17 protein-coding genes are annotated in these 24,179 nt (G+C 39.0%); 8 read left to right on the forward strand and 9 right to left on the reverse strand.

Features of this window, described 5'->3' with window-relative positions; genetic code table 11:
* Positions 1 to 79: 79 nt before the first annotated feature.
* The gene (locus ALFOR1_RS15710) at positions 80 to 2,896 is read right to left on the reverse strand and encodes a tetratricopeptide repeat-containing hybrid sensor histidine kinase/response regulator (RefSeq protein WP_104643502.1); all 2,817 of its coding nucleotides are present in this window, start codon (positions 2,894 to 2,896) and stop codon (positions 80 to 82) included.
* A 76-nt stretch (positions 2,897 to 2,972) separates the two neighbouring features.
* Here ALFOR1_RS15710 and ALFOR1_RS15715 point away from each other — a divergent pair, with 76 nt between their 5' ends.
* Positions 2,973 to 3,545, forward strand: coding sequence for a DNA-J related domain-containing protein (locus ALFOR1_RS15715; protein ID WP_104643503.1), 573 nt, complete (start codon positions 2,973 to 2,975; stop codon positions 3,543 to 3,545).
* Positions 3,546 to 3,567: 22 nt separating this feature from the next.
* Here ALFOR1_RS15715 and dbpA read toward each other — a convergent pair whose 3' ends face one another.
* Entirely contained in the window at positions 3,568 to 4,956 is a 1,389-nt protein-coding gene (dbpA, locus tag ALFOR1_RS15720; protein ID WP_104643504.1) for an ATP-dependent RNA helicase DbpA, read from the reverse strand.
* 199 nt (positions 4,957 to 5,155) lie between these two features.
* On the opposite strand from dbpA, the gene ALFOR1_RS15725 reads away from it, so the two are divergent.
* From ALFOR1_RS15725 to ALFOR1_RS15735, 3 genes are all read left to right on the forward strand, one after another.
* A complete protein-coding gene (locus tag ALFOR1_RS15725; protein ID WP_104643505.1) occupies positions 5,156 to 7,231 on the forward strand; it encodes a TonB-dependent siderophore receptor in 2,076 nt (691 codons plus the stop codon).
* 132 nt (positions 7,232 to 7,363) lie between these two features.
* Entirely contained in the window at positions 7,364 to 8,764 is a 1,401-nt protein-coding gene (locus ALFOR1_RS15730; RefSeq protein ID WP_104643506.1) for a M20/M25/M40 family metallo-hydrolase, read from the forward strand.
* A gap of 97 nt (positions 8,765 to 8,861) precedes the next feature.
* Positions 8,862 to 9,800, forward strand: coding sequence for a tetratricopeptide repeat protein (locus ALFOR1_RS15735; protein WP_104643507.1), 939 nt, complete (start codon positions 8,862 to 8,864; stop codon positions 9,798 to 9,800).
* Between the two features lie 34 nt (positions 9,801 to 9,834).
* On the opposite strand, the gene ALFOR1_RS15740 is transcribed toward ALFOR1_RS15735, so the two are convergent.
* Together ALFOR1_RS15740 and ALFOR1_RS15745 are read right to left on the reverse strand one after the other, a co-directional pair.
* Positions 9,835 to 11,796 (reverse strand): S9 family peptidase, encoded by a 1,962-nt coding sequence (locus ALFOR1_RS15740; RefSeq protein ID WP_104643508.1) that lies wholly within the window; start codon positions 11,794 to 11,796, stop codon positions 9,835 to 9,837.
* 112 nt (positions 11,797 to 11,908) lie between these two features.
* Positions 11,909 to 12,820: a DUF808 domain-containing protein gene (locus ALFOR1_RS15745; protein ID WP_104643509.1), complete on the reverse strand. Its 912-nt coding sequence runs from the start codon at positions 12,818 to 12,820 to the stop codon at positions 11,909 to 11,911.
* 144 nt (positions 12,821 to 12,964) lie between these two features.
* Here ALFOR1_RS15745 and ALFOR1_RS15750 point away from each other — a divergent pair, with 144 nt between their 5' ends.
* The 4 genes from ALFOR1_RS15750 (at position 12,965) to ALFOR1_RS15765 (ending at position 16,391) form a co-directional block, all read left to right on the forward strand.
* Entirely contained in the window at positions 12,965 to 13,246 is a 282-nt protein-coding gene (locus ALFOR1_RS15750; protein WP_104643510.1) for an MliC family protein, read from the forward strand.
* 278 nt (positions 13,247 to 13,524) lie between these two features.
* Entirely contained in the window at positions 13,525 to 14,991 is a 1,467-nt protein-coding gene (gene ubiD / locus ALFOR1_RS15755) for a 4-hydroxy-3-polyprenylbenzoate decarboxylase (protein ID WP_104643511.1), read from the forward strand.
* 109 nt (positions 14,992 to 15,100) lie between these two features.
* Positions 15,101 to 15,814, forward strand: a complete 714-nt coding sequence (gene fre, locus ALFOR1_RS15760; protein ID WP_058547692.1) for an NAD(P)H-flavin reductase — start codon at positions 15,101 to 15,103, stop codon at positions 15,812 to 15,814.
* Between the two features lie 166 nt (positions 15,815 to 15,980).
* Positions 15,981 to 16,391, forward strand: coding sequence for a CBS domain-containing protein (locus ALFOR1_RS15765; protein WP_104643512.1), 411 nt, complete (start codon positions 15,981 to 15,983; stop codon positions 16,389 to 16,391).
* 51 nt (positions 16,392 to 16,442) lie between these two features.
* Here the strand turns inward: ALFOR1_RS15765 and add are convergent, their stop codons facing one another.
* From add to hemC, 5 genes are all read right to left on the reverse strand, one after another.
* Positions 16,443 to 17,444, reverse strand: a complete 1,002-nt coding sequence (gene add, locus ALFOR1_RS15770; protein WP_104643513.1) for an adenosine deaminase — start codon at positions 17,442 to 17,444, stop codon at positions 16,443 to 16,445.
* Positions 17,445 to 17,564: 120 nt separating this feature from the next.
* Complete coding sequence (locus tag ALFOR1_RS15775) at positions 17,565 to 20,249, reverse strand: CHASE domain-containing protein (protein WP_104643514.1); 2,685 nt, start codon at positions 20,247 to 20,249, stop codon at positions 17,565 to 17,567.
* 47 nt (positions 20,250 to 20,296) lie between these two features.
* Positions 20,297 to 21,406: a heme biosynthesis HemY N-terminal domain-containing protein gene (locus ALFOR1_RS15780; protein WP_104643515.1), complete on the reverse strand. Its 1,110-nt coding sequence runs from the start codon at positions 21,404 to 21,406 to the stop codon at positions 20,297 to 20,299.
* On the reverse strand, positions 21,403 to 23,235 hold the full coding sequence (locus ALFOR1_RS15785; RefSeq protein WP_104643516.1) for a uroporphyrinogen-III synthase: 1,833 nt from the start codon (positions 23,233 to 23,235) through the stop codon (positions 21,403 to 21,405). The genes ALFOR1_RS15780 and ALFOR1_RS15785 overlap by 4 nt, the downstream gene beginning before the upstream one ends.
* Positions 23,236 to 24,174: a hydroxymethylbilane synthase gene (gene hemC / locus ALFOR1_RS15790; protein ID WP_104643517.1), complete on the reverse strand. Its 939-nt coding sequence runs from the start codon at positions 24,172 to 24,174 to the stop codon at positions 23,236 to 23,238.
* Between the last annotated feature and the right edge of the window lie 5 nt (positions 24,175 to 24,179).

Below are 24,179 nucleotides of genomic sequence, written 5' to 3' on the forward strand. Positions count from 1 at the left end.
AAGCGCCTAGGGCGCTTTTTTTATGTGTAAATTATACCGCTTATGTTTACCAGCAAGCTTATTTAAATCAGCAAAGCATTTAACTTTCATTATATTTTTTAAGCACACTTTGTAGTGCATCAACCAGTATTTTAAAGTCGTTTGCGGTGTTGCTTTTCACTTTATTTAATAATGCTCTATCTAGATCTTTAGCCGCTTGGGCAATTTCATCTAAGCCAAACATTTGTGCAGCCCCTAAAATACGGTGGCTATCTTTTTGTAATGCCTCTAAGTCTTCACTAATAAAGTGCTGAGTAATTGTTTCGCTCTCTAAAGCAAAGCTTTGTTTAAAGCTAATAACCAAATCACTCATATCAACTTCACTGTGTTTAAGTGAAGGTTGATTATTACTGTCTAAATGTGCACTTAGCGCTTTATAGAATAAGTCTTTATCAATAGGCTTGCCTAAGTAACCAGTAAAGCCTAGTGCTAGGTACTCATCTATTTCGTGACTCATCGCATTAGCGGTTAATGCAAATATAGGCTGCTCAAAACCGCACTTCTTAAGGAGCTGAAAAGCAGCTCGCCCATCCATTACTGGCATTTGAATATCTAACAATACTAAGTCAGGATACTCTTGTAAGCACTGCTCTACTGCTTGCTCACCATTTTCAACCGCAATCACCTGAAGCCCTAAAGAGCGTAGGTAACGACTTATAAGTCGTCTATTATCAGGATGATCTTCAGCTAGGACAATGCGACCAGATAATTGTTTTTTAACTTTAGCAGATGTGTTTGTTTCGACCATGCTTTGTGATTTATCAACTTCGGCGCACGGTAAAAAGAACGAGAACTGGCTCCCTTTTTTGTATTCGCTTTGCACACTTATATAGCCGCCCATCATTGACGCAAGTTGTTGCGATAAGCTCAAACCTAAACCCGTGCCTCCAAACCGGCGGCTAATGCTGTTATCGGCTTGACTAAAGCATTCAAAAATAAGTTTTAACTGCTTTGAACTCATACCAATACCAGTATCTTTTATAATTATAACCAGCCCTTGCTCTGTTTTATTTAAGGCGATGATAATTTGCCCAGAGTGAGTAAACTTAATAGCGTTAGCACATAAATTTATAAGAATTTGCTTAACACGAATAAGATCAAGCTTAGTGTAAAACTCATTACCCACTTGGTTATCTAAAATAAGCTGTAAGTTTTTAGCTTTGGCCTGAGTGTAAAACATAGCGTGTACATCGTTTACAAGCTCGACAATATCAAAACACGAAATATTTAACTCTAAACGGTTGGCTTCTATTTTACTTAAATCAAGTACATCGTTAATTAAACTTTTTAAATGATCGCTATGACGCTGGATTACCCTAAGCTCATCTTTAAGTGATTCTGGCTCGTACAACTCATTAATTAAGGCATCGGTTTGCCCTAAAATAGCAGTTAAAGGAGTACGGATTTCGTGGCTAATATTAGCTAAAAACTGGCTTTTAACATCATTAGCTTCTCTCAGCTCTTGCGCCGTGGCTTGTAGCTCAGCAGTTCGCTGTGCTACTTGCTCCGTTAAGTGTTGCTTAGCTCGTTTTTCAGCCCCACGTCGTGAAAGAGCAATACCTGTAACAACAGCTAAAAATAATACTAAAAATATAAATAAAGTAAGTTGAGAACGCTGCGACATTTTAAGCTCTTGCACTTTACGATCTTGCTTGAGCTTTTCTATTTCTTGATTTAATTGAGTCGCTTTAAACTGATGCTGTAAAACAGCTAGCGCATTAATAATAGAGGTGCTTCTGAGCTTGCGCTGTTCACTAATATATTTTTGCTGCTGAGCCATTGCGCTTGAATAATCACCTTTACTCGCATCTAGCAGGGCTTTTGTGCCATAGCTGTCTCTAATAATTCGATCACTGCCATATTCTTGAGCGAGTAAAATAGCTCTTTCTAAGCTTACCTGCGCTTGCTCTAAATCACCTTTTACAAATTGTATTTTGGCTAGTGCATGTAGCGCATTCAATTCTAAATTATGGTTATCTATTTTAAGCGCATAAAATTCACCTAGCTTAGCTTGCTCGTATGCCTCATCTGCTTTTTCTAAAATTAGATTAGCATTTGCTAAATTAGTGTATTGTGTAGACAACTTATTGTAATCATTGGCTGAAATATAATAACTCAACGCTAATTGATAGTAGTGAAGCGCTAAGTCAAATTGATTACTCTCTCTATAAGCAACGCCCATATTATTATAAACTTGCGCTATTCCACTTTTATCACCAAGGCGCTGATAAACTTTAAGCACTTCTTGATACAAACTAAACGCACTGTCATAACGAGATAAACGTATATAAACACCCGCTATATTTAGCAAAATATCCGTTTGGTCTTGCTCGCTGCCATGCTCTTCATAAATTGCTTTGGCTTTTAAGTAAAACTCTAGTGTTTCACCTAGTTTATTCATATTAAAATAAGCTAAACCAATGTTATTAAATAGATTAGCTTGCTCTAATAGTTGTTCGTTTTTTTCAGCTAAGGCAAGAGTGCGAGTATATTCAATAATCGCTTTTTGAAATAATCCTTGATAAAAAAGCACAACGCCTTGCATTTTAATGGCGCGAAAATGCTCTTCAGGAAAAAAAGTATCTGACGTGTACTGCTCAAGTAATTTAAAGTAACGTAAAGAGTCTTTAAAATTGTCGTTCGATAACGCAGTATTACCTAACGCAGAGTAAACAGCTACACGCTGTTTTTTAGATAGGCTTTGATCAGCAAGTAAGGTATTAGCTAGTTGTAATTTTGGCTCCCACTGCTCTTCGCTTTTGAATTGTTCAAATAGTGAGTCGGCATTTTGGGCATAGCTTGAAGCCATTAGTACACAGCATATAGTAAATAAGAGGCACTTAAACTTGCCCAGCATAATTTTAATCCTTCAAACCGTTACTTATATCAGTGTAATCTTTATTGAAGATACACCAATTACTAGGCCCTAAACAATGCTTAACCCACTGATTGATGAGATTTTTGAGCTAATATTAACAAAGCAAGTTTGGCAAGTTCATACTTTAGCCGCGCAGTTGTCCCATCAAGGAGCCATAGCAACGCTTGATCAAAGCCCTGAGCGCGATTTATTTAAGCGTAACTTTTTAATTATGAACGCACTGTACCAACTGCAGGCACAACTAAAGCCGCAAAACCTAATTATTTCAACTTTACATATCGAGCTATTAGAAAAAGAGATTAAGCACTTACTCGTAACTAGCAATAATTTACGAGATTACTATTTAGATTGGAATAATTACGATACGAGTGAGCAGCAAGTAGAAGAGTTATTAAATAGTTTTTGGCGTCGTTTTAAAGTAACACCTAAGCAGCATGCATTAACAAATAAAAAATACAACGAGCTGATTTTAAAGTGGGATTTACCTGAGGATTTTACACTTAAGGCCTTGCAAAAGCGCTGGCGACAACTTGCGCTGCAAAACCACCCCGACAAACTAAATGGCTGTGCGGAAAAGTTTAAAAAAATAAAGTTGCAATACGAGCAGCTTAAAACAGCTGCTCGTTAATCTGTTAATTTAGTCGTTTAAATTAACGCGTAAGACGACGAGCGCGAATTTTACGGCCCTTAATGTTGCCTTCGGTTAGCTTACGAAGTGCTGGCTTTGATGAATTACGCTCAACAGCAACAAATGCAACGTTATCAAGCACATTAATTTTACCTACTTGGCGACCTGCAATACCATCTTTACCCGTTAAAGCACCTAAAATATCACCCGCGCGCACTTTTTGTTTTTTGCCTGAATCAATCATTAGCGTAACCATTTCAGGGCGGTAAGGTGGTTTATCTAATAAATTAAACGGTGGCATTTGTTCAGGCGTGATATCACGTTCGTAATGATCGCCAATTTGCGCAATTTTAAACGCTTCAGCTTCACCATAAATAGAGCATGCTATGCCCTTTTTACCGGCGCGGCCAGTACGCCCAACTCGGTGAACGTGCGTTTGCGTGTCGTGTGCTAAATGGTAGTTAATTACCATATCCATATCATCAATATCTAAACCACGGGCAGCTACATCCGTTGCCACTAATATAGATGCACTTTTATTAGCAAAGTGAATAAGTGTACGCTCACGATCGCGCTGCTCTAAATCACCATGAAGCGCAACTGCACTAAAGCCTTCGTCGGCTAAATCGTCACATACTTGTTGAGTTTCTACCTTGGTATTACAAAACACAACACAGCTTTGCGGTGTAAATTTAAGTAATAATAATTTAAGGGTTGGGTAACGCTGTTTATTGTTATCCATTTTGTAGAAGTATTGTTTGATAGTACTTTTTGCTTGCTCTTCTTCTACTTTAATCATTTCTGGATTTTTTAGTACACGCTTTGCTATAGCTTCTATTGCGCGCGGGAACGTAGCGCTAAATAGTAAGGTTTGACGATTTTGCGGAATACGTTCAATAATGGCATCAAGGGTATCTTGAAAACCCATGTCTAACATTTGATCGGCTTCGTCAAGTACTAGCGTTTCAACATCATCTAAACGTAACGTGCCTTTTCTAATGTGGTCATCAACACGCCCTGGCGTACCAACAATAATGTGTGCGCCATGCTCAAGCGAGCCAATTTGTGGACCAATTGATACACCACCACATAACGTTAATATTTTAATGTTATGAATACCGCGCGCAAGTTTACGCATTTCTACTGCAACTTGCTCAGCAAGCTCACGGGTTGGACACAAAACTAACGACTGAATACGAAAACGTTTAACGTTTAATTTAGCCAATACACCCAAGCTAAACGCAGCAGTTTTACCTGAACCGGTTTTTGCCTGAGCAATGATGTCTTTACCTTCAAGTACAGGAGGCAAACTTTGCGCCTGTACAGGTGTCATTTGCGAATAGCCGAGTGTTGATAAGTTATCAACTAAACCAGCAGGTAAAGCCAAAGATGAAAATGCAGTAGAAGTCACAGTTAGTTCCAAAATAATAAAAACAACACAGGGCATAGCCCACAAATATGGTCCATATAATAGCAGAATTCATATTGGGCAACCATTAATACCCAATTTTCAGATAGCTTGTTAAATCTTGTTAATAAAGATGTTGAAAATGATACTAATTTTCATTAAGATCCATGAAAAATTAACACAATGACATTGGATGTAACGAATGAAACTGAACTCTTTATACCTAGCACTTGTAGCTGCAAGCTCAAGCGTTTTTGCTGCCCCCGCCGATATAGAGCGAATTCAAGTTAAAGGTAGCTACTTCAACGACTACAAAGTCGATAACGCTAATGGTGCTATGAGAACATCAGCTTCATTATTAGAAACAGCCCAATCAGTAACTGTTATTAGCGATACAATAATTAGCGAGCAATTAGCAACCACGCTTGGCGAAGTGCTTACCAACGATGCAAGTTTAACGGCAGGATCACAGCAACGTAACCGTGAAGTATTTAACCTTCGGGGTTTTGAGTTAAGCTCAGGTACCGGCTATCTACGTGATGGACACCAGCATTGGTCGCACTATCAACAACCAATCGAAATCCTTCAACAAGTTGAAGTTATTAAAGGTCCTTCAAGCATTTTATATGGTCAATCAGGTCCTGGTGGCTTGGTAAATATGGTAACAAAAAAACCAACGGCGAAAACGTTACTAAACGCCTCAGCTGATGTTGACCAGCATGGTTCAACTCGCTTTATGGTTGATGCTGGCGGCGCACTAACAGAAGCTGAAGATTTACGTGCACGCGGCATATTAGTAAAGCAAGATGTAGACTACTGGCGTGAATATCAAAATGGTGAAAACCGTGAGCGAGACCGCTTTTTAGGTGCTGTAGTCGTTGATTATGATATTAGCGATAATGCACTTGTACGTGTTCATTATGACCGTACAGATGACAAAGCAGGCCTAGATACGGGTGCATGGATTGATGATAACGCCAATGTTATTGGCGACGATAAAACTATTCGTGATATGTCATGGGCATTTACTGATATCACTGTAGAAAACGTAGGTATCGATTTTAACGTATTCTTATCTGACAACTGGAAAGTAAAGCTAGGTTATAATGAGCAGACTTTTGAGCGCCAACGCTTTGAGTCATCTCCTAGTCGCAACTCTTACGACACTCAAACTAACACATACACTTCGAACCCATACGATCGTTTTGATGATTGGCAATTCACCACTGCATTTATTGATTTTATTGGTGAATTTGAAACGGCTAGCATACAACACCAATTTCTAATTGGTGCTAATTCGCTTGACTACTATTATGGTCAACTACGCACATCTGCTGATTCATTTAGTTTTACAGCAGGCCAAAATGAACCTGCGCGCCCAGATGTCAGCTATAAAACTGATCTCACTAAAAGCGAAACTGAATATGACTACTACGGTGTATACGCCCAAGATTTAATTACTTTTTCACCACAATGGCAAGTGTCTGTTGGCGGCCGCTTTGATAAGCAAACACGTGAAGGACAAAATAACGAGTCGTTTTTGCCTAAATTCGGCGTACTTTATCACCCGAATGCATCTGCAACTATTTATGCCAGTTATACAGAAGGTTTTGAGCCACAAAACGAAACCATTACTGACGAAGAAGATATCAACTTTGGTATGAAAATAGATGCTGTCACCTCTGAACAAAGAGAGCTTGGTATTAAATGGCAGCTATTTGATGAGCGTTTAATGCTTAGCGGTGCTATTTTCGATATAAGTAAAAATGGAACCTTAGTTACAGAGCAACTTGAAACACCTATCGGTTCAATTACCTCTGAAACAAACCAAGTTGGTGAACAGCGCCATAAAGGTTTTGAAATGGCAGCACAAGGTGCAGCAACTGACCGCTTATTTGTTATGGCATCAACTATGTATTTAGATGCTAACTATGAAAGAGCGAACGAAAACCTACAAGGTAAACGCCCTGTAGATGCCCCTAAATGGTCAGCATCTCTGTGGACTCGTTATGAGTTAAATGATGCAATTGCTTTTAATGCGGGTGCCTTTTATGAAGGTGAACGCTTTGCTGATAGCGATAACTCTATTACCAAAGATGCCTATACACGTGTAGATGTAGGTGCAACTTATAAATTTATTATGAGTAATACTGATATAAATCTTCGCCTTAACGTTGAAAACCTATTTGATACTGATTACTTAGGTGGCGGCGGCAATGGTAATGTAACTATTGGCGAAGGCACTAACTTACGCCTAGCGGCACAATTTAATTTTTAAGATTAAATACGTTAAAAAAGCCCGCACTTTGTAAAAAAGTGTGGGCTTTTTGTATTTTGTCTCATTGTATTTTTTAGCCAAGGTATTTAATGGTTTAATAGCTATTTAGTTTCTTACAAGCCAAGGTTAACAATGAATAAAATAATTACAACAATACTGCTCGCCAGCAGTTTTTTAGCCAGTGCCGCTGAGCCCGAATTTAGCACTGAGCAATTAAAACAAGTGACGCAGGTTCGAACAACTGCTCTTAATAGCAGTTTGAGCTATGAACTGCTTGAGTCTTTGACTACTGAAGTTGGCCCGCGCTTACCCGGTACAGACAACGATAAAAAAGCAGTGGCATGGGCCAAAGCAAAATTTAACCAACTTGGTTTTGATAAAGTATGGCTTGAAGAAGCAACCTTTCCTGAGTGGCGTCGATACAGCGAAAGCGGAAAAATACTAACCCCAAGCGAGCAGCCGCTTCATTTAACTGCACTTGGTAACAGTATTAGCACACCAAAAGAGGGAATTACAGCCACCGTAGTGTTGTTCGAAACGCTTGATGAGCTAATCGCAGCCCCAGCAAATAGCTTAAAAGGTAAAATAGCCTATATTAATTACCGTATGAACCGCCATATAGACGGTAATGGTTACGGCCCTGCGGTAAAGGCACGCGGTACAGGTGCTATAGAGGCGTCTAAAAAAGGCGCTGTTGCCTACATGATGCGCTCAGTAAGTACCGGCCATCATCGTTTTGCTCACACTGGCGGTAGTTACTATAAAGAAGGCGTTAAAAAAATACCTAACGTGACAATTGCCAATCCCGATGCAGATCAAATTGCACGCTTAGTGGCTTTAAACAAAAATGTATCGGTAAATATAAATGTGCAAACCGAAAATCTAGGTGAAGGCACAGGCTATAACGTAATAGGCCAGTTTAACGGTACTGAAAACCCTGAACAATATGTATTAATTGGCGGCCATTTAGATTCTTGGGATTTAGGCACAGGTGCATTAGATGATGGCGCAGGCGTTGCCCTTACTATGGCAGCTGCTAAACATATTAGCGATGTAAAACGCCCTAAGCGCAGTATTCGCGTTGTGCTTTTTGCAGCAGAAGAACTTGGCCTTTGGGGAGCAAAAGCTTATTTTGCAAAACATAAAAACGATTTACACAACATAGTTGCAGCTGCTGAGTCTGATTTTGGCGCTGATGTAGTATACGGGTTTGAATCGAATGTAGATGCGGCATCACTCCCTGTTGTACGTGCTATAGCAAAAGAACTGGTGCCATTAAATGTTGAGTATATTGGTAAAAATCAAGCCAATGGGGGACCTGATTTGATTCCGCTTAAAAAGGCAACATCGGCACCTATATTTGAACTTGCCCAAGATGGTACCGACTACTTTGATTACCACCACACAGCAGATGATACGCTTGATAAAGTAACACCTGCAAAGCTGCGCCAAAATACAGCTGCTTACGCGGTATTTGCTTTAATGGCAGCAGATGCAAAAACAACAATTAAACCAAAAACTCAAAATAAGTAATAACAGACATACTTGCTTACAGTTTGCAGCTTTAATTAACACGCCCCTTGATTTACCTTTATATAAATTAATTAGGTAAAACAAGGAGTGTGTTTGTATGTTGCTTTTCAATACGAGTCAATCTTTCCCTCACTTTACACAAACACAGTGCTGCCCTAGCTGTAATAGCGATGCATATCACTTGGTAAATCAAAGCCGCTTTTTACGCTTTACTATTATACCTGTCATTCCTTTAAAGCTAAGCTATAAACATGAATGCTATCAATGTGGATACAGTGAGCCGACTCAAGTAAAACAACTTCCCTTAATTGAAAAACTCAGTTTACCTAAATACTTTATTGGGATTTTTTTAATAGTTTTAGTTATTTGTTTTTTTTATCAACAGTATTTAGATGCACAAACGCAAAAACTAGAGTATTTAAATAACCCTAAAGCCTACGATACCTACTTGGTTCAAGCAGACAAATTCACACACGAACCCTTAACGCTAACCAACTTAAAAGTGGCGCAAGTTTTAAGTTTTGACGAGCAGTTTATTACTTTTCAGATAAGTAACTACAGCTATAAACGTAATAACGGCATTACTACAGCACTGCGTACCAGCTTATTAGTACAAAGGGGTTACTTCTCGAAAGACAAAATTACGTTGCCTCGTAGCGAAGTAAAAAGGCTTTATAACGACGATGTGATTTACGACGTGCTACGCCCATCAGCAAATAGTTTATATGGTGGGTTTGTTATGTTTCCGCCTAAACCAAAGCCCCTATATAAAGGTTTAAAGCTCGACAAAAATAACCAACAAGGCATTACGTATTTTAAAAACGCACAATATAAAGAGGCACTTGAAAGCTTTTCGTTAGCCGCAAATGCAGGCTCGCAATGGGGGCAATTAAATCTTGCACAAATGTACCGAGATGGGCAAGGCGTAACTAAAAATGTGCAAACAGCAAAGCATTGGTATGAGCAGGCAATAGCACAAGGTAATAGCAAAGCTAAATATGAGCTAGAACAGCTTTGTGAAATGGTAAAATGCTAAAAATACAGCCAGCCAATAGCTGGCTGTAAAAACTTTAAAATTTCATATGTTTTTCTAAAAAACTAACCAATTTATTATAATACTTCAATTGATGTTCAGGCTTGTAAAAACCATGCCCTTCATCTTCTAACAACTCCAACTCATAAGGGTGATTTGCTTTTTTTAAGGCTGCGATTAATGATTCTGCTTGCTCAATAGGAGCTCGCTTGTCTTCACCACCGTGCACTATAAGTACTGCGGCTTTAAGCTTATCTATATTATAACTAGGCGAATAGCTTTTAAGTTGTACTTCATTACTACCGATCACACTTTTTAAGTAACGTTGACCGCTATTGCGCTCAGAAATATCACCCTCTTCAAACATTAGTGGTAAATCATAAATTCCAACAACGCCTACCGCACATTTAAACATATCAGGCTCTAAAATAGCGCTTTGTAAAGCGGAGTAACCTCCAAAACTTGCTCCCACAATACAAATATTATTTTTGTCAGCGATCCCTTTTGCGATTAAATGTTTAACGCCATCTATAATATCGAACTGTATTTCAGCTCCCCACTTTTTGTGTCCAGCATGCTCAAAGTTACGTCCGAACCCACCCGAACCCCTAAAGTTAACTTTAAGTACAGCAATACCGCGACTTGCAAGTAATTGCGAGTCAGGATCAAACCCCCACCAATCTCTAGGTCCATGAGGCCCCCCATGAGGCATTACAACCAAAGGTAAGTTTTTCTCGTCTGTATCATTAGGTATGGTTAAATATCCGTATATTGTTAAGCCACCTCGAGTTTTATAATGGATAGGTTTCGTAATTGCCATTTCTTCAGGCTTCAACCAACCTCTTGAGGCAAACAAGTATTTAAGCTCATTTTTAGATGCATCATATAAGTAATAACGTCCAGGATTAATATCGCTGGAGGCATATATAATATTTGCATTGCCGTCTGCTGTGCTACTAATTAGCTGAACTTGATCACCTTTCAACGCCTCAATTAAAGCCTTTAAACGCTCACTTTTTTTAGAACCTGTATCAATAAATGAATAATTCGGGTATTGCAGTTCTGTCTCTATAGCAAAAAGCTCTTTTGATGCTTCATCAACCCAAACCCGCTTTGGAGAAACAAACTCATCTTGAAATATTAACTTAACTTCTTTTTTCGCTATATTTAATTTATATAACCCTTCGGCTTCGCCTGATTTAGAAGCGGTCATATAGATATTATTACCGTGCTTATCAAATGCTTTTAAACTAATATCCGAATAATTCTCGTTGCCTAAAGAAAGTTCTTCCCAATCATCACCGGACTTATTTTTAATGTGTATTTCGGCGTTAATATAATTATCAGTAGATACAGCAACGCGAACATTACCCTCATGATCAGTTAGAAACTGTGCCATACGCGAAGGTGATAAAGTGACCCTTTTTCTTTTTCCTGTATAAACATCAACTTCATAAACCACTGTATGCGGCTCATTGCTAGAAGTCCAAGGAATGGTCATCACCAGCATTTTTCGTTTATTTTTAATTAGGGGATCGAGTATGAAAGAAGTCCCGTAAAGAGGTGTTTGTTTTTTTATTCTGCTTCCTATCTGTTGCTCACCTAAGTAACCAATCAAGTATTTACTTTTTTTTCCATCGACGTTTACACCATAAATTTCACCATAATATTCAGGGTGATCTTTCCAACCTCTCAAGTACTCTTTGGCAATAGCGACTCTTTCATTATTAACCCAGTGGTAATCGCCTACCTGGGCATCTCCTCTGAATGATACAGCATGAAGTGTCTTAAATGTTTGAGCATCAAGTATCACTAAAACATTTTTACCTTTTACTTTATTAACTACAGCCAAATACTCACCACTTGGTGAAATAGTAACTTGGCTGTACTCGGTGTCTTTACTAAAACTCTCTATAGGTATTCGGGCACTATTTGCATGAGTATAAGAGCTAAAAAGACTAAGCAGTAAAAGTGAAAATATAGCCAAGGGCTTGTTCATTTAAATTTCTTTTATTTATTATCAATGACTTTTAGCTTACATAGCTTTAACGTTAATAAACATCATCTTTTTTATATTTTATGTAAACAAGCGTAAACTCAAGCCCTATAATCTAATGCCTACTTTTAGTAATCTTACTCCATATAATGTGTAGTACAACAACACATAAACCAGCTATCACACCTAGCAAACCATCAAAAATTAGGGGAGCTAAAACCTCTCCAGTGCCATTAAATAAAGATTTACCAGTGCTAGTGACTTCTAGCTGCCAATGATGAAGTAACTCAATACCGTGAGATAAAATACCACCGCCCACTAAAAACATAGCAACTGTGCCAGCAAATGCTAAAAACTGCATTAACCTAGGTGCCGCTGCTAGCAAGCCTTTTCCAAGTAGCTCTTTAAACTTATTTGCCGACTCTTTAGATTGGTTAAGTAAATATAATCCCGCATCATCAAGCTTTACAATACCTGCCACTAAACCATAAACGCCTATGGTCATTATAATTGCGATTACGCAAAGTACTAATGCTTGATTAACTAAAGTAGCTCCGGCAACAGTGCCTAAAGTAATGACTATAATTTCGGCTGAAAGAATAAAGTCCGTGCGTATAGCTCCCTTTACTTTTTGTTTTTCATACTCAACTAAATCAAGTTGCTCACCTTCGTTTGTTACTTCTTCATGATGAGGTAAAAACTTAGCAAATACTTTTTCAGCACCTTCAAAACATAAAAATAATCCACCAATCATTAAAAGTGGTGTTATTAGCCAAGGCAGCCACACGCTAATTAATAGTGCAGCGGGTACTAAAATAGCTTTATTTAAAAATGAGCCTTTAGCTACTGCCCACACAACGGGCAATTCTCGCTCTGCAGCCACACCTGTTACCTGTTGTGCATTAAGTGCTAAATCATCTCCTAATACGCCAGCGGTTTTTTTAGTCGCGACTTTACTCATTGTTGCTATGTCATCAAGTAGCGTTGTTATGTCATCTAATAAAGTTAAAAGGTTAGTACCTGCCATAGGGCTTCCTAGCTCAAAAATAATACCCTCAACATATCTTAAACCACGATTTTCACCAACGGTTAATTTTGCTTTGTTACTCTTACGCTGTTTAGGGGATTACTTGATAGCTTTATCAAGATTTACTGCAAGAAGGGAGGAATAATGAAAGTACACATAGCAATAATTGCAGGCTTACTAAGCTTAACCGCATGTAGTGAGCAACAAAACAGCGCTACTTATAATTGTGGCAAACAAAATGCTGTACTTAATATAATTAATAGCTCACAAGCCAAGCTGGTCTTTAACAAAAAGACTCACCTACTTAGCCACGAAGAAAGCGCATCTGGTAATAAATATATAAATGAAAAAGTGCTTTTTTGGGGCAAAGGCAAAGAAGCGATGTTAATTATTGAGGGTAATAAATTACAGTGCAATATAGTATAAACCAGTTAATAAATAAGCCGAGTAGTAAAGCTAAAATATACTCCACCTTATTAAAAGCATAAAAGCTTCCTCGCATCAGTATAAGTAAACTGAACTAACTCATGCCGTTAAGCGTATTAAAGCCACATTACTGTTGGGGAATACATAGCTAACATCAGGCCAGCTCCAACATTAAAAATCAGTCACTCGAGGGCGGGGTAAGTTTTAAGTGCAAATAATGACTTGCCTTGCACGAACTGGGTATAATACTTTAACTTTTTGCATAATAGCGGCCCACAATGAAATACAAAGATTTACGTGATTTTATCGATTTGCTTGAAAAAAAAGGCGAGCTTAAACGTATCACCCAAGAAATCGACCCGTATCTTGAAATGACCGAAATAGCCGACCGTACTTTACGCGCTAAAGGCCCGGCTTTACTGTTCGAAAATCCTAAAGGGCACAGTATTCCGGTACTTGCTAATTTATTTGGTACCCCGCAACGCGTTGCTATGGGAATGGGCCAAAAAGATGTGAGCGAATTACGTGAAGTGGGTAAGCTTTTAGCTTTTTTAAAAGAGCCTGAGCCACCAAAAGGTATTAAAGAAGCACTAGGGCAATTACCAGTATTTAAGCAAGTACTTAATATGCCAGCTAAAGAAGTTAAAAAAGCGCCTTGTCAGCAAGTGATTTTAGAGGGCGACGAGGTTGATTTAACTAAACTGCCTATTCAGCACTGTTGGCCAGGGGATGCTGCTCCACTTATTACATGGGGCCTAACCGTTACTAAAGGGCCTTATAAAAAACGCCAAAACCTAGGTATTTATCGTCAGCAGCTATTAGGTAAAAACAAAATTATTATGCGCTGGTTGTCACACCGTGGTGGCGCGCTTGATTTTCAAGAATGGTGTAAAGAACATCCAGGCGAGCCGTATCCGGTATCGGTTGCATTAGGCGCTGATCCTGCCACTATTTTAGGTGCAGTTACACCCGTGCCAGACACATTAAGCGAATATGCGTTTGCAGGCTTATTACGTGGTAGTAAAACAGAAGTAGTAAAGTCTATATCTAACGATTTACAAGTGCCCGCCAGTGCTGAAATAGTACTTGAAGGCTACATAATGCCTGGTGAAATGGCACCAGAAGGACCGTACGGCGATCACACTGGTTACTACAACGAAGTTGATGACTTTCCTGTAATGACGGTAACTCACTTAACTCACCGTAAAGATCCCATTTATCATAGTACTTTTACTGGCCGTCCGCCTGATGAACCTGCAATTTTAGGCGTGGCACTAAACGAAGTGTTCGTGCCTATATTACAAAAACAGTTCCCTGAAATAGTCGACTTTTACTTACCGCCGGAAGGATGTTCGTACCGTATGGCTGTTGTAACTATGAAAAAACAATACCCAGGCCACGCCAAACGCGTAATGATGGGTGTTTGGTCTTTCTTACGTCAATTCATGTATACAAAGTTTGTTATTGTTTGTGATGACGACGTAAATGCACGTGATTGGGAAGATGTTATTTGGGCTATTACTACTCGTATGGACCCTGCACGTGACACCACATTAATAGAAAACACCCCTATTGATTACCTCGACTTTGCATCACCGGTATCAGGGCTCGGTTCAAAAATGGGGATGGATGCTACCAATAAATGGCCTGGCGAGACCACTCGAGAATGGGGTGAGCCGATTGTTATGGATAAAGCCACTAAAGATCGTGTAGATGATATTTGGCAAAGCTTGAATATTCTGTAAACGTTTATATGTAAGTACATAACAGGCTATAAAGTAACCCTGCAGATATGCTAGAATCGATGCATTCTATTGCGTATCTGCTGTTAAAAGCGCTGCTAAAAGGTAAAAAATGCAAACATTAAAAGCTGAAGTTGTAGCTATCAGCCCACTTACAGAATTTGTACATAAAGTAATTTTAAAGCCTCAACAACCTGTTACGTTTGAAGCAGGCCAATACATGCAATTAGTATTAGGCGAAAAAGACAAACGTGCGTTTTCTATTGCTAGCCGCCCTTCACAATGTGACGAAATTGAATTACACATTGGTGCCTCAGGTGCAGACTCATATGCTATGCAATCGCTTGAACATCTTCGTAGTGCCTATACTAATAATACCCCGGTAGATATTGAAGCAGGCCTTGGTGTATCGCAATTACGCCTTCAGTGCGAACGCCCTATTATTTTACTAGCCGGTGGTACTGGTTTCTCTTACGCAAAATCAATGGCTGATCATTTAGCTGAAATTAATTGCGATCGCCCGGTATTATTCTACTGGGGTGTAAAAGAAGAATCGGCTTTATATGCACACACTGAAATGCAAACCTGGGCAGACAGTAACGAAAACTTTAAGTTTATTCCTGTTGTAGAAAACCCATCAGCTAATTGGCAAGGCCATACTGGCTACGTACATAAAGCAGTAATGCAAGATATTGTGTCGCTTGAACCTTACGATATTTACATGGCGGGTCGCTTTGACATGATAGGTATTGTTCGTGATGACTTTATTACTCATGGTGCAGTACGCGAAAACATGTTTGCTGATGCATTTGCTTTTATAAAGTAAGTAAAGCACAACACATTAAAAAACAGGCACCTAGAAGGTGCCTTTTTTATTTGTAAATTTTAGATAGTTAATTGGTTAAATCTATCAACCTTATCAATATAAACAATTTCCTAAAAACAAATCTATAAACCATACTTTGTATAGAACATCAGCGGGAGAGACCCAAATGCTAAATACAAAAGTAAAAGACTTTATGCAACGCAAGTTGCCAAACATAACACCCGATACAGAAATGACGAGTGCCATTGCAGAGCTACAAAAATTTAAATTACTTGGCGCCCCTGCATTTGACGAGCACAAATCACTGGTAGGATTTATATCTGAGCAAGAACTACTTAAACCGCTTACGCAAAGCAGCTATTTTTGTGATGGCGTAGTTAAGGTATCTCAGCTTATGCAAACTAATGTGGTCACCGTTAGTGGTGATACAAATATTATTGAACTAGCAGAGCAAATGAAAACAGGTAAACCTAAAAATTACCCTGTGGTCGACGGCTTTAAAGTGATAGGCATGATCAGCCGAGCTGATGTACTTAAAGCACTTTACGATAACTACATTAGCTGCCAAACACACTAAATAACAGTTACAAAAATGCCGCTTTAAAGCGGCATTTTTAATATTCTTAAATTAACGTGCACAAACGAGTGCTGAGAGTGCTTTTTTATCACCGTCACTTAAAAAGGCGATTTCTAGCGCGTTTGCTTGGGCTTTTTCCATATCGGCTTGCGATAGGCCTGCTTTTGGGGCTGCTTCTAAGTACTCATGCTCAATTTCAATTCCTTCAACCGCAGGATCATCGGTGTTGATACACGCTAAAATCCCATGATCTAAAAATTGTTTAAGCGGATGCTTAGTTAAATCGTCTACCGTACTTGTTTGAATATTACTTGTTAAGCACGACTCAATACCAATTCGGTTATCGCGTAAATAATCCATTAATTTAGGATCTTCGATTGCTTTAACGCCGTGGCCTATTCTGCTTGCACCTAGCTCATTAATTGCTTGCCAAATACTTGGCGCACCTAGCGCTTCACCCGCGTGTATAGTGGAAGCTAAATAAGCATCGCGAACTTGCTTAAAGTGTTCAATAAATAGCTCCCCCGGAAAACCAATTTCGTCACCCGCTAAATCGACTGCAACTAAATCGTTTTTAAACGCTAAGAGGGCATCAAGTTCATACTGGCATGTTTTTACGCCATAAGTACGCGATAAAATGCCAATTAAATTAGCTTTAATATTCTTACCATGTGTTGCTGATTTAATACCGTCAACAACAGCCTCTACAACGCCCTGAGGGTGCAGACCTTGGCTTTGTGCCATGTAGTAAGGGCTAAAGCGAAGCTCAACATAATCTAAGCCCTGTGCCTGAGCATCTTCAATGTTTTCAATTGCTATGCGTCTACATGCATCGTAATCACCTAAAACCGTAACGCCCCAATCTAGTTTTTGTAAGAAAGCCATTAAGTTTGGTTCAGGATCAATTACTTGTACGTGAGGAATAAGCGCCTCTACGTTATCGGCTGGTAACTCTATATTAAACTGGCGACCAAGCTCTAATATCGTTTGCGCACGGACATTACCATCTAAGTGGCGATGAATATCTAGCAAAGGTAGTTTTCTATTAATCATAGTAGCAACTCGGTTAGGTTAAATTTGCGCGCATGATACGCAGATACAGTTATTTTTCAAGTTTATACGATTTGCTTTAAGTTTAAGCGGTCATATGTCTGCTTTTTGTGCAAAAATCACTTAATGAGGTAAGTAATGCCAAAGTGTTTTAAAAAGTGTATTTGCATCAATAGGTTTCGTGATGTAACTATTCATTCCACAAGCTAAAGCCTTTTTAACATCATCATCGTGTGCATTTGCAGAAAGGCCAATTATGGGTAAATCAATCAACCCTAGATCATTACGTATTACTGTTGTTGCTTGTAGGCCATCCATTTTAGGCATTTGAATATCCATAATTACTATATCGTAAGTGTTAGCGGTGAGCTTTTCTATGGCTTCAAATCCATCATTAGCAATATCGGCGTTACACCCTTTTGTTTTTAAAATCGCACTGGCAACATGCTGGTTTAGCGGGTTATCTTCAACTAAAAGTAATTTATAATGTGCAAACGATAGCGTACTTACATCAATGTCATTGTACTGCTGCAAAACCTGCTCTGCTTTTGGTAAAGGCGAGCAAAGTGGCAAGCTAAACGTAAACGTTGATCCCTTTCCTTCAAAGCTTACTAAATCAATTTCACCACCCATTAAATGCACCAGTTTACGGCATATACTCAACCCTAAACCCGTACCACCGTATTGACGAGAGGTTGAGCTATCGGCTTGTGCAAACGGCTTAAATAATTGCTTTTGCGCTTCGCTACTAATACCAATACCCGTATCGTTAATACTAAAGTAAGTCATTTTTTTAGATTGCCAAATTTTTAACGTGATCTCTCCCTTAGCCGTAAACTTAACTGCGTTATTTAATAAGTTTAACAGCACTTGTTTTAAGCGAATAGGATCTGTATTAATCACTAAATTTGTCGATTGATCAAAATCGAGATTTAATTGTATTGATTTAGCATCAGCTTCAAATTGAAGTAAATTAAGCATTTCGTCAGCCAAACTGACTACATTAATTGGCTCTTGCATTAAATCGAGCTTACCTGCTTCCATTTTCGAAAAATCGAGCACGTCGTTTAAAACCCGTAATAAAACCCCTAATGCGCCATCAGCTTGTTCGATATAGCTCCTTGCTTGTGGCCAGTCATTTTGCTGTAGCGCTAAATAATGTAGCCCTTTAATACCATTAATAGGCGTTCGTACTTCATGGCTCATATTTGCTAAAAAGTGACTTTTAATTTGGCTCGCTTCGTCTGCCTTTTGCTTTTCTAGACGAAGGCTGCGCGTTTGTTTGGCTACTTGCTCACGTATTTGTATATTGGTACCTGTAACTGAGATTAAAAAAGTAATCAGCAACCAAACAAATAACATCCCCACTATTTGGGCCAGCCAGTATGCAAACCAAGACGTTCTTACTATTGGCTCATGTAGCTCTACTTGCCACATACGCTTACCAATCAGTAATTGATATTGCTTAAACAAAGTATAAGAGGCATCTATATCAGCAGTATAAATAGGCAACTTTTTACCCGCTACCGTTGTATCAAAAAAGCTCGCTGCAATTGAGTTATTATGATCAAACAATAGCGCTTGAGAAAGCCGTTTAAGGCTAACAACGGCAGCTACAAACCCTTTAAAGTCACCCTCAGTGGATGAATCACCAAATACAGGGTATAAAAATAAGACACCTTTTTCTGATGTGTTTTGTACTAAGTTGATAGGCTCACTTAACACAAGTTCATTAAGCACTTTAGCTTTAGCAAGTGCTGCGCTGCGTACTTTATTTGACGCTAAATCAAACCCAATAACATCTTCGTTGCCCTCTAAAGGGTATGCATATTTTACCGGAAAGTAATGACTACGAATGCCAACCTCTTGCCATCCACCACCTAAGGCCTTTTCTTTTACATAAATGGGTGCGCCTGATGCTAGATTTTGATTCGCTTTAAACTCGGCTAATTGGCTAGACGATACAAATGGCACCCATTCAAATGCTAATATTTCTTGGCTGTAAGTTAGTTGCTTTGAAGTAAACTGCTTAAACTCTTTAAAATTTACGTCGTCGCTACTAGCAAAATAAGTCGCTAATAACCCTAAATGAGAAGTCACTCCATCTAACTTTTGGCTAATTGCATTTTGTACTGCAAGTATTTTAGTTTCTTGTTTTTGAATGTCTTTTTCTTTTTTTACACTTGCTGCGCCATAAAAACTAACGCTAATAAGCGTATATATTAATAGTGAAGGCAAAATCACCTGTAAACGGTGGCGGACCTGCGTGTAATTAAACGCAGCGAGCATTAAAGGGGTAAATATTAAAACGCCAATACTGTCGCCAATCCACCACGCTATAAAATTATCAAAAATAGCATCTGTTGGTATCACGTTATTTAGTGCTAGTAAACTTGTACCAACACCTGCTGCAATAATGCAGCACAATGGCCCGGCTACTACTAAGCTTTGAACACTGCGTTTTAATGAAGATAGATCCAAGGGGGCTTTTATTACATTAACAATAATTTTGCAGCCAATCCAAGCCTGCAAAACAGAAGCTAAAGTGATACAAAGAGCCTGTAAAAAAACGCTAGAATTGAGAATATCTACAGCGTTATCAAGATGAATTAAGTTAGTACAAAAAGCCCCTATAATAAGGCCAATAAAAGACTTTCGGCCCCAAATTAAAAAGCTAGCTAATGCAATACCTGAAGGCGGCCAAGAGGCGACCGCATAACCATCAACAGAAAGAAGTGAGTTACTAAAATACCCAGTGAAAAAATAAGCACAGGCCAAGCTTAGGGTTAATATTAAAAGTTTTCTCAATACTTGGCTCCAATATCATAAAAATCAATTGCTAATAGTGTAGACCTTTATTGATATAAAACGAGCGCCTTTTCTGCTTGTGCACTATTTTTATAACTTAAAGCAGCCTGTTCAAAAAACTGTTTTTTATTATCGCTATTCAGGGCTTTATCAAATATTCGCGCGGCTAAATCATAATCACCTTGGGCGTTAGCAAGGCATGCCAATGCTAATAATAAAGCGTTGTTCGAGTCGTCCTTTTTAAGGCGTTCTTGAATAGTTGTTTGTAACTTAACAGCATCGGCGGCAGTGGTTTTGCTTAATATATTAGCGAGCAATAAGTGCTGTTCATTATGTTTAACCATTTTAATTAAGTCGCTTTCAATCACGCTTAATTGACCAGCTTGTGCCATTTGCATTAAATATGCATTGTGGGCATGAGCCTGTAGCTTCTTAGGTAACTGTTTATACTTTCCGGTAAGTTTGTCATCATCGAGCGCACTAAAATAAGCATTAAATAATTGTGTCCATTGCGTCTCATTAAGTGCTTTTTTACGAAGTAAACGCGGTAAAAACTCTTCAAGGGCAGTAAAATGCTGTTGCTGGACAAGTACTTCGGCATAAAGTTTAAGCTCCAGAGGTGTTGCTTTTTTAGCTTCTGCACTGGTTCGCATTTGCGATTCAATCGCGCTACTATCACCGCTTGCAAGCCACAGCTTTGCAACTTTCAGCTGGTTTTCTGGGCTTATTTCAAATAATCGCTCTAGTGCTTTATCTGCTTGGTTGTTAGTGAGCGCTGCTTTTGCAAGTAATGCTAAGCGAATATCCTCAAATTTACTTGGCACGCTATTACCAGACAATGCCTGCTCCATATGTTCGTAATCATCGTTAATAGCACTCCAAAGGGCTTGCTCTATGGCAGCGTGCTTGCGCTCTTGGCTACGCGCAAAAAAACCATGTTTAGTATTATGATAAATCGATAATAAATAGCGTACTAACTTATAAGTTAAGTACAACACAGCTGCTGTAATCGCCGCCATAATACAAAACGACACTATAGTGCCTTCAATCGTTGTATTGTTAAACGAAATCAGTACATAACCTTTTTCATCTAATACAAACGGAGTTACCGCCAGTACCACAACAATAGCTACAATTAATATAATTATCCCTATCATTGCGCCCACTCCTTAACCTTTTGTGTACTTTTTAACGTTACTTTAGGGCTAAAGTTTAATTGCTCTTTTTCAAGATTTGCTAGTGCCTTAAGTACCGCTTTAGTAGCGTCATCATCTTGCTTAAAGTACTCAGTGACCAAACGCTTAGCTTCACTTAGAGCATTAAAATAAATACTCGCTTGCTTACTCATAAGCGCATCTTGTGCTTGAGATAAATTAAGTTTAATACGCTGGTTAATTAAATGACGCTCTTGATCTGTTAGTAGTGGTTCAATTGCTGCGCCTTCGTGATGGCGAATAGTAATAAAACTATCAACTATTTTATTCCAGCTATTGCTTAAGTTTTGTTGCCAATCGCTTATATCTTCACTTAATACATTTTCGTCAACTTCAGTTGTGTCTGAAGGCACATTAACTGCGTTAAAAGCTAGATCATCAACACTCGTTAACACACTGCTTAGCTGCAGATAAATAGCTTCTGTTGCTATTGGCTTTAAGCTGTCGAGCATTTGTATGTCTTGCATAATGGCTTGGCGAACTTCAACAGTACCTGCATGCTCACTTAGTAACGCATCTAAACGCTTAAGTACAGCACGTGTACCTTGGTAGTCTTTTTCAGCCCACAACTTAAACTCAGCCATGCGTTGTAAGCTGGTTACTTCTTGCGGATTAAGCGAGGCTCCTTGTTGTTGAGCTTGCTGAAGGGCTGCTTTTAATTGCTGCTGATTGTTTGCAGCACTTTCGCTTAGTGCTGTTGTTACCTTTTGCTCACTATTAAACAGCGCTTGCTGCAAGTTAGATTGTGCAGATTTAAGCGCTTGTAACTCTTGAGCAAGTAGCTTATTTTGCTCATTAAGCTCGTTAACCGCTATATTTTGGGCCTTACCTGCATTTAGCTTTTGGTAAAACTCATAACCCACACCACTTGCTACAATAAGAGAAATAATAAGTGCGAGAACCGCTACTTTACTAATTTTTTGCTTAGTATTATTTGGCTTATTAGCTGTATTTACAGGATCTTTTTTACTTGAAGGCACAGCTGCTTTAGCTGGATTTTTATTATCTGCCGTTACAGGCTTTGACTGTTCGCTCATGTTGCTACCTTGCTGTTTAATACAGGAAAACATAGCGTCATCGCTTGCCCCTGCTGCAATGTGTATATTAGCCGAACTTACCTGTTGCTGCTTTAAATAAGCGGCAATGCGCTCGCTAGCAACATAAAATCGGCACTGTTGTAACCACTGTAATTGTTCTTGAATTAGGTTATTAAATATTGCATCTACTGCTGCATTACTTGTAATGACTATACCTTGTACTTTCAGGCTTTGCCAGTGGTCTGTCCAGTTGATTTTTTCAGCGGCTATTGCCTCACGCTTATACACCACACAATTATTTAAAAAAGCGCCGCGCTCTTTAAGTGTTTTTGCAATATCGGGGCGTCCTGCTTGGCCTTTTACTAACACAATATTACTGCCATCAACTTCCGCTAACGATTTAAGTGCTAATAGACCTTCTGAATCATATTGTTTAGGTACGGCAGCCCTAACACCAAACTGCTCATAAATAGTATCGGCAGTTTGTTGGCCAATGGCATAAAACTGCGCTTTAGTATTAATATTTGGTTTTAACTGGGCGAGTGCTGTTACTGCATCTTGAGATATAAATATTATTTTATCTGCATTTAACAGAGGGCTCAGCTCGGTACTTGAGGGCGTTAAATGGGTAATTTTTAAAACAGGAAATAGCGACGCCTGATAACCCGCTTCCTCAAGTTGCTGAGCAAGGGCTGCGCCTTTTCCTTCGGGCCGAGTTATCAGGATATGTGTCATTTATGCGTCTCTATAAACTTCAGCTAATATTTTATCTGCACCTTGAGCTAGTAGCTTTTTAGCAAGCTCAACACCAATTTTCTCTGCATCATTAATATGACCAGTAACTTCATCGTTTAAAATTTCACTACCATCAACGGCACCAACTAAACCACGTAAATGCACTTGTTCGCCATCAACTAATGCATAAGCGCCTATTGGCACTTGACATCCGCCTTCTAAGTGACGGTTCATGGCACGTTCTGCATTTACACGTATACGTGTTTGCGTATGCTCAAGCGGTGCAAGCAACGCTTTTGTTACTTCATCATCAATACGACATTCAATACCTACAGCACCTTGGCCATTTGCAGGTAATGATACTTCTGGCTCAATATAATCGGCAATACGCTCGCCCATTTCTAAACGAATAAGCCCTGCTGCTGCTAAAATAATAGCATCGTATTGGCCGTCATCTAATTTAGCCAAACGTGTATTGACGTTTCCGCGCAAGTCACGAATTTCTAAATCCGGGCGTAGTGCTCTAATTTGACACTGACGACGTAAACTCGAAGTCCCTACAATCGCACCCTTTGGTAACTCGCTTATGTTAGCAAAGTTATTTGAAACAAATGCATCGCGCGGATCTTCTCGCTCACAAATGGTGTGCAGCGCTAAGCCTTCAGGAAAATCAACAGGTACATCTTTCATAGAATGTACGGCAATATCGGCACGTCCATCTAACATAGCTTGTTCAAGCTCTTTAACAAATAAGCCTTTACCGCCAATTTTAGCAAGTGGGGTATCTAAAATAATATCCCCTTGAGTCGACATAGGGACTAATTCTACGCGCACATCACTATGAAAATGCTCAAGCTGTGCTTTAACAAATTCAGCCTGCCAAAGCGCTAAAGCGCTTTTACGAGTGGCTATGCGTACTAGTTTTGTTTTTTCTGTCATAGGGG

Source organism: Pseudoalteromonas carrageenovora IAM 12662 (assembly GCF_900239935.1).
GTDB lineage: Bacteria > Pseudomonadota > Gammaproteobacteria > Enterobacterales > Alteromonadaceae > Pseudoalteromonas > Pseudoalteromonas carrageenovora.

Coding starts and splice junctions, on each gene's coding strand:
- hemC (WP_104643517.1), bottom strand. CDS start 24,174: ATGACAGAAAAAACAAAACTAGTACGCATAGCCACTCGTAAAAGCGCT.
- ALFOR1_RS15780 (WP_104643515.1), bottom strand. CDS start 21,406: ATGATAGGGATAATTATATTAATTGTAGCTATTGTTGTGGTACTGGCG.
- fre (WP_058547692.1), top strand. CDS start 15,101: ATGCAAACATTAAAAGCTGAAGTTGTAGCTATCAGCCCACTTACAGAA.
- ALFOR1_RS15710 (WP_104643502.1), bottom strand. CDS start 2,896: ATGCTGGGCAAGTTTAAGTGCCTCTTATTTACTATATGCTGTGTACTA.
- ALFOR1_RS15785 (WP_104643516.1), bottom strand. CDS start 23,235: ATGACACATATCCTGATAACTCGGCCCGAAGGAAAAGGCGCAGCCCTT.
- ALFOR1_RS15730 (WP_104643506.1), top strand. CDS start 7,364: ATGAATAAAATAATTACAACAATACTGCTCGCCAGCAGTTTTTTAGCC.
- ALFOR1_RS15765 (WP_104643512.1), top strand. CDS start 15,981: ATGCTAAATACAAAAGTAAAAGACTTTATGCAACGCAAGTTGCCAAAC.
- ubiD (WP_104643511.1), top strand. CDS start 13,525: ATGAAATACAAAGATTTACGTGATTTTATCGATTTGCTTGAAAAAAAA.
- ALFOR1_RS15725 (WP_104643505.1), top strand. CDS start 5,156: ATGAAACTGAACTCTTTATACCTAGCACTTGTAGCTGCAAGCTCAAGC.
- ALFOR1_RS15740 (WP_104643508.1), bottom strand. CDS start 11,796: ATGAACAAGCCCTTGGCTATATTTTCACTTTTACTGCTTAGTCTTTTT.
- ALFOR1_RS15750 (WP_104643510.1), top strand. CDS start 12,965: ATGAAAGTACACATAGCAATAATTGCAGGCTTACTAAGCTTAACCGCA.
- ALFOR1_RS15745 (WP_104643509.1), bottom strand. CDS start 12,820: ATGGCAGGTACTAACCTTTTAACTTTATTAGATGACATAACAACGCTA.
- ALFOR1_RS15735 (WP_104643507.1), top strand. CDS start 8,862: ATGTTGCTTTTCAATACGAGTCAATCTTTCCCTCACTTTACACAAACA.
- add (WP_104643513.1), bottom strand. CDS start 17,444: ATGATTAATAGAAAACTACCTTTGCTAGATATTCATCGCCACTTAGAT.
- ALFOR1_RS15715 (WP_104643503.1), top strand. CDS start 2,973: ATGCTTAACCCACTGATTGATGAGATTTTTGAGCTAATATTAACAAAG.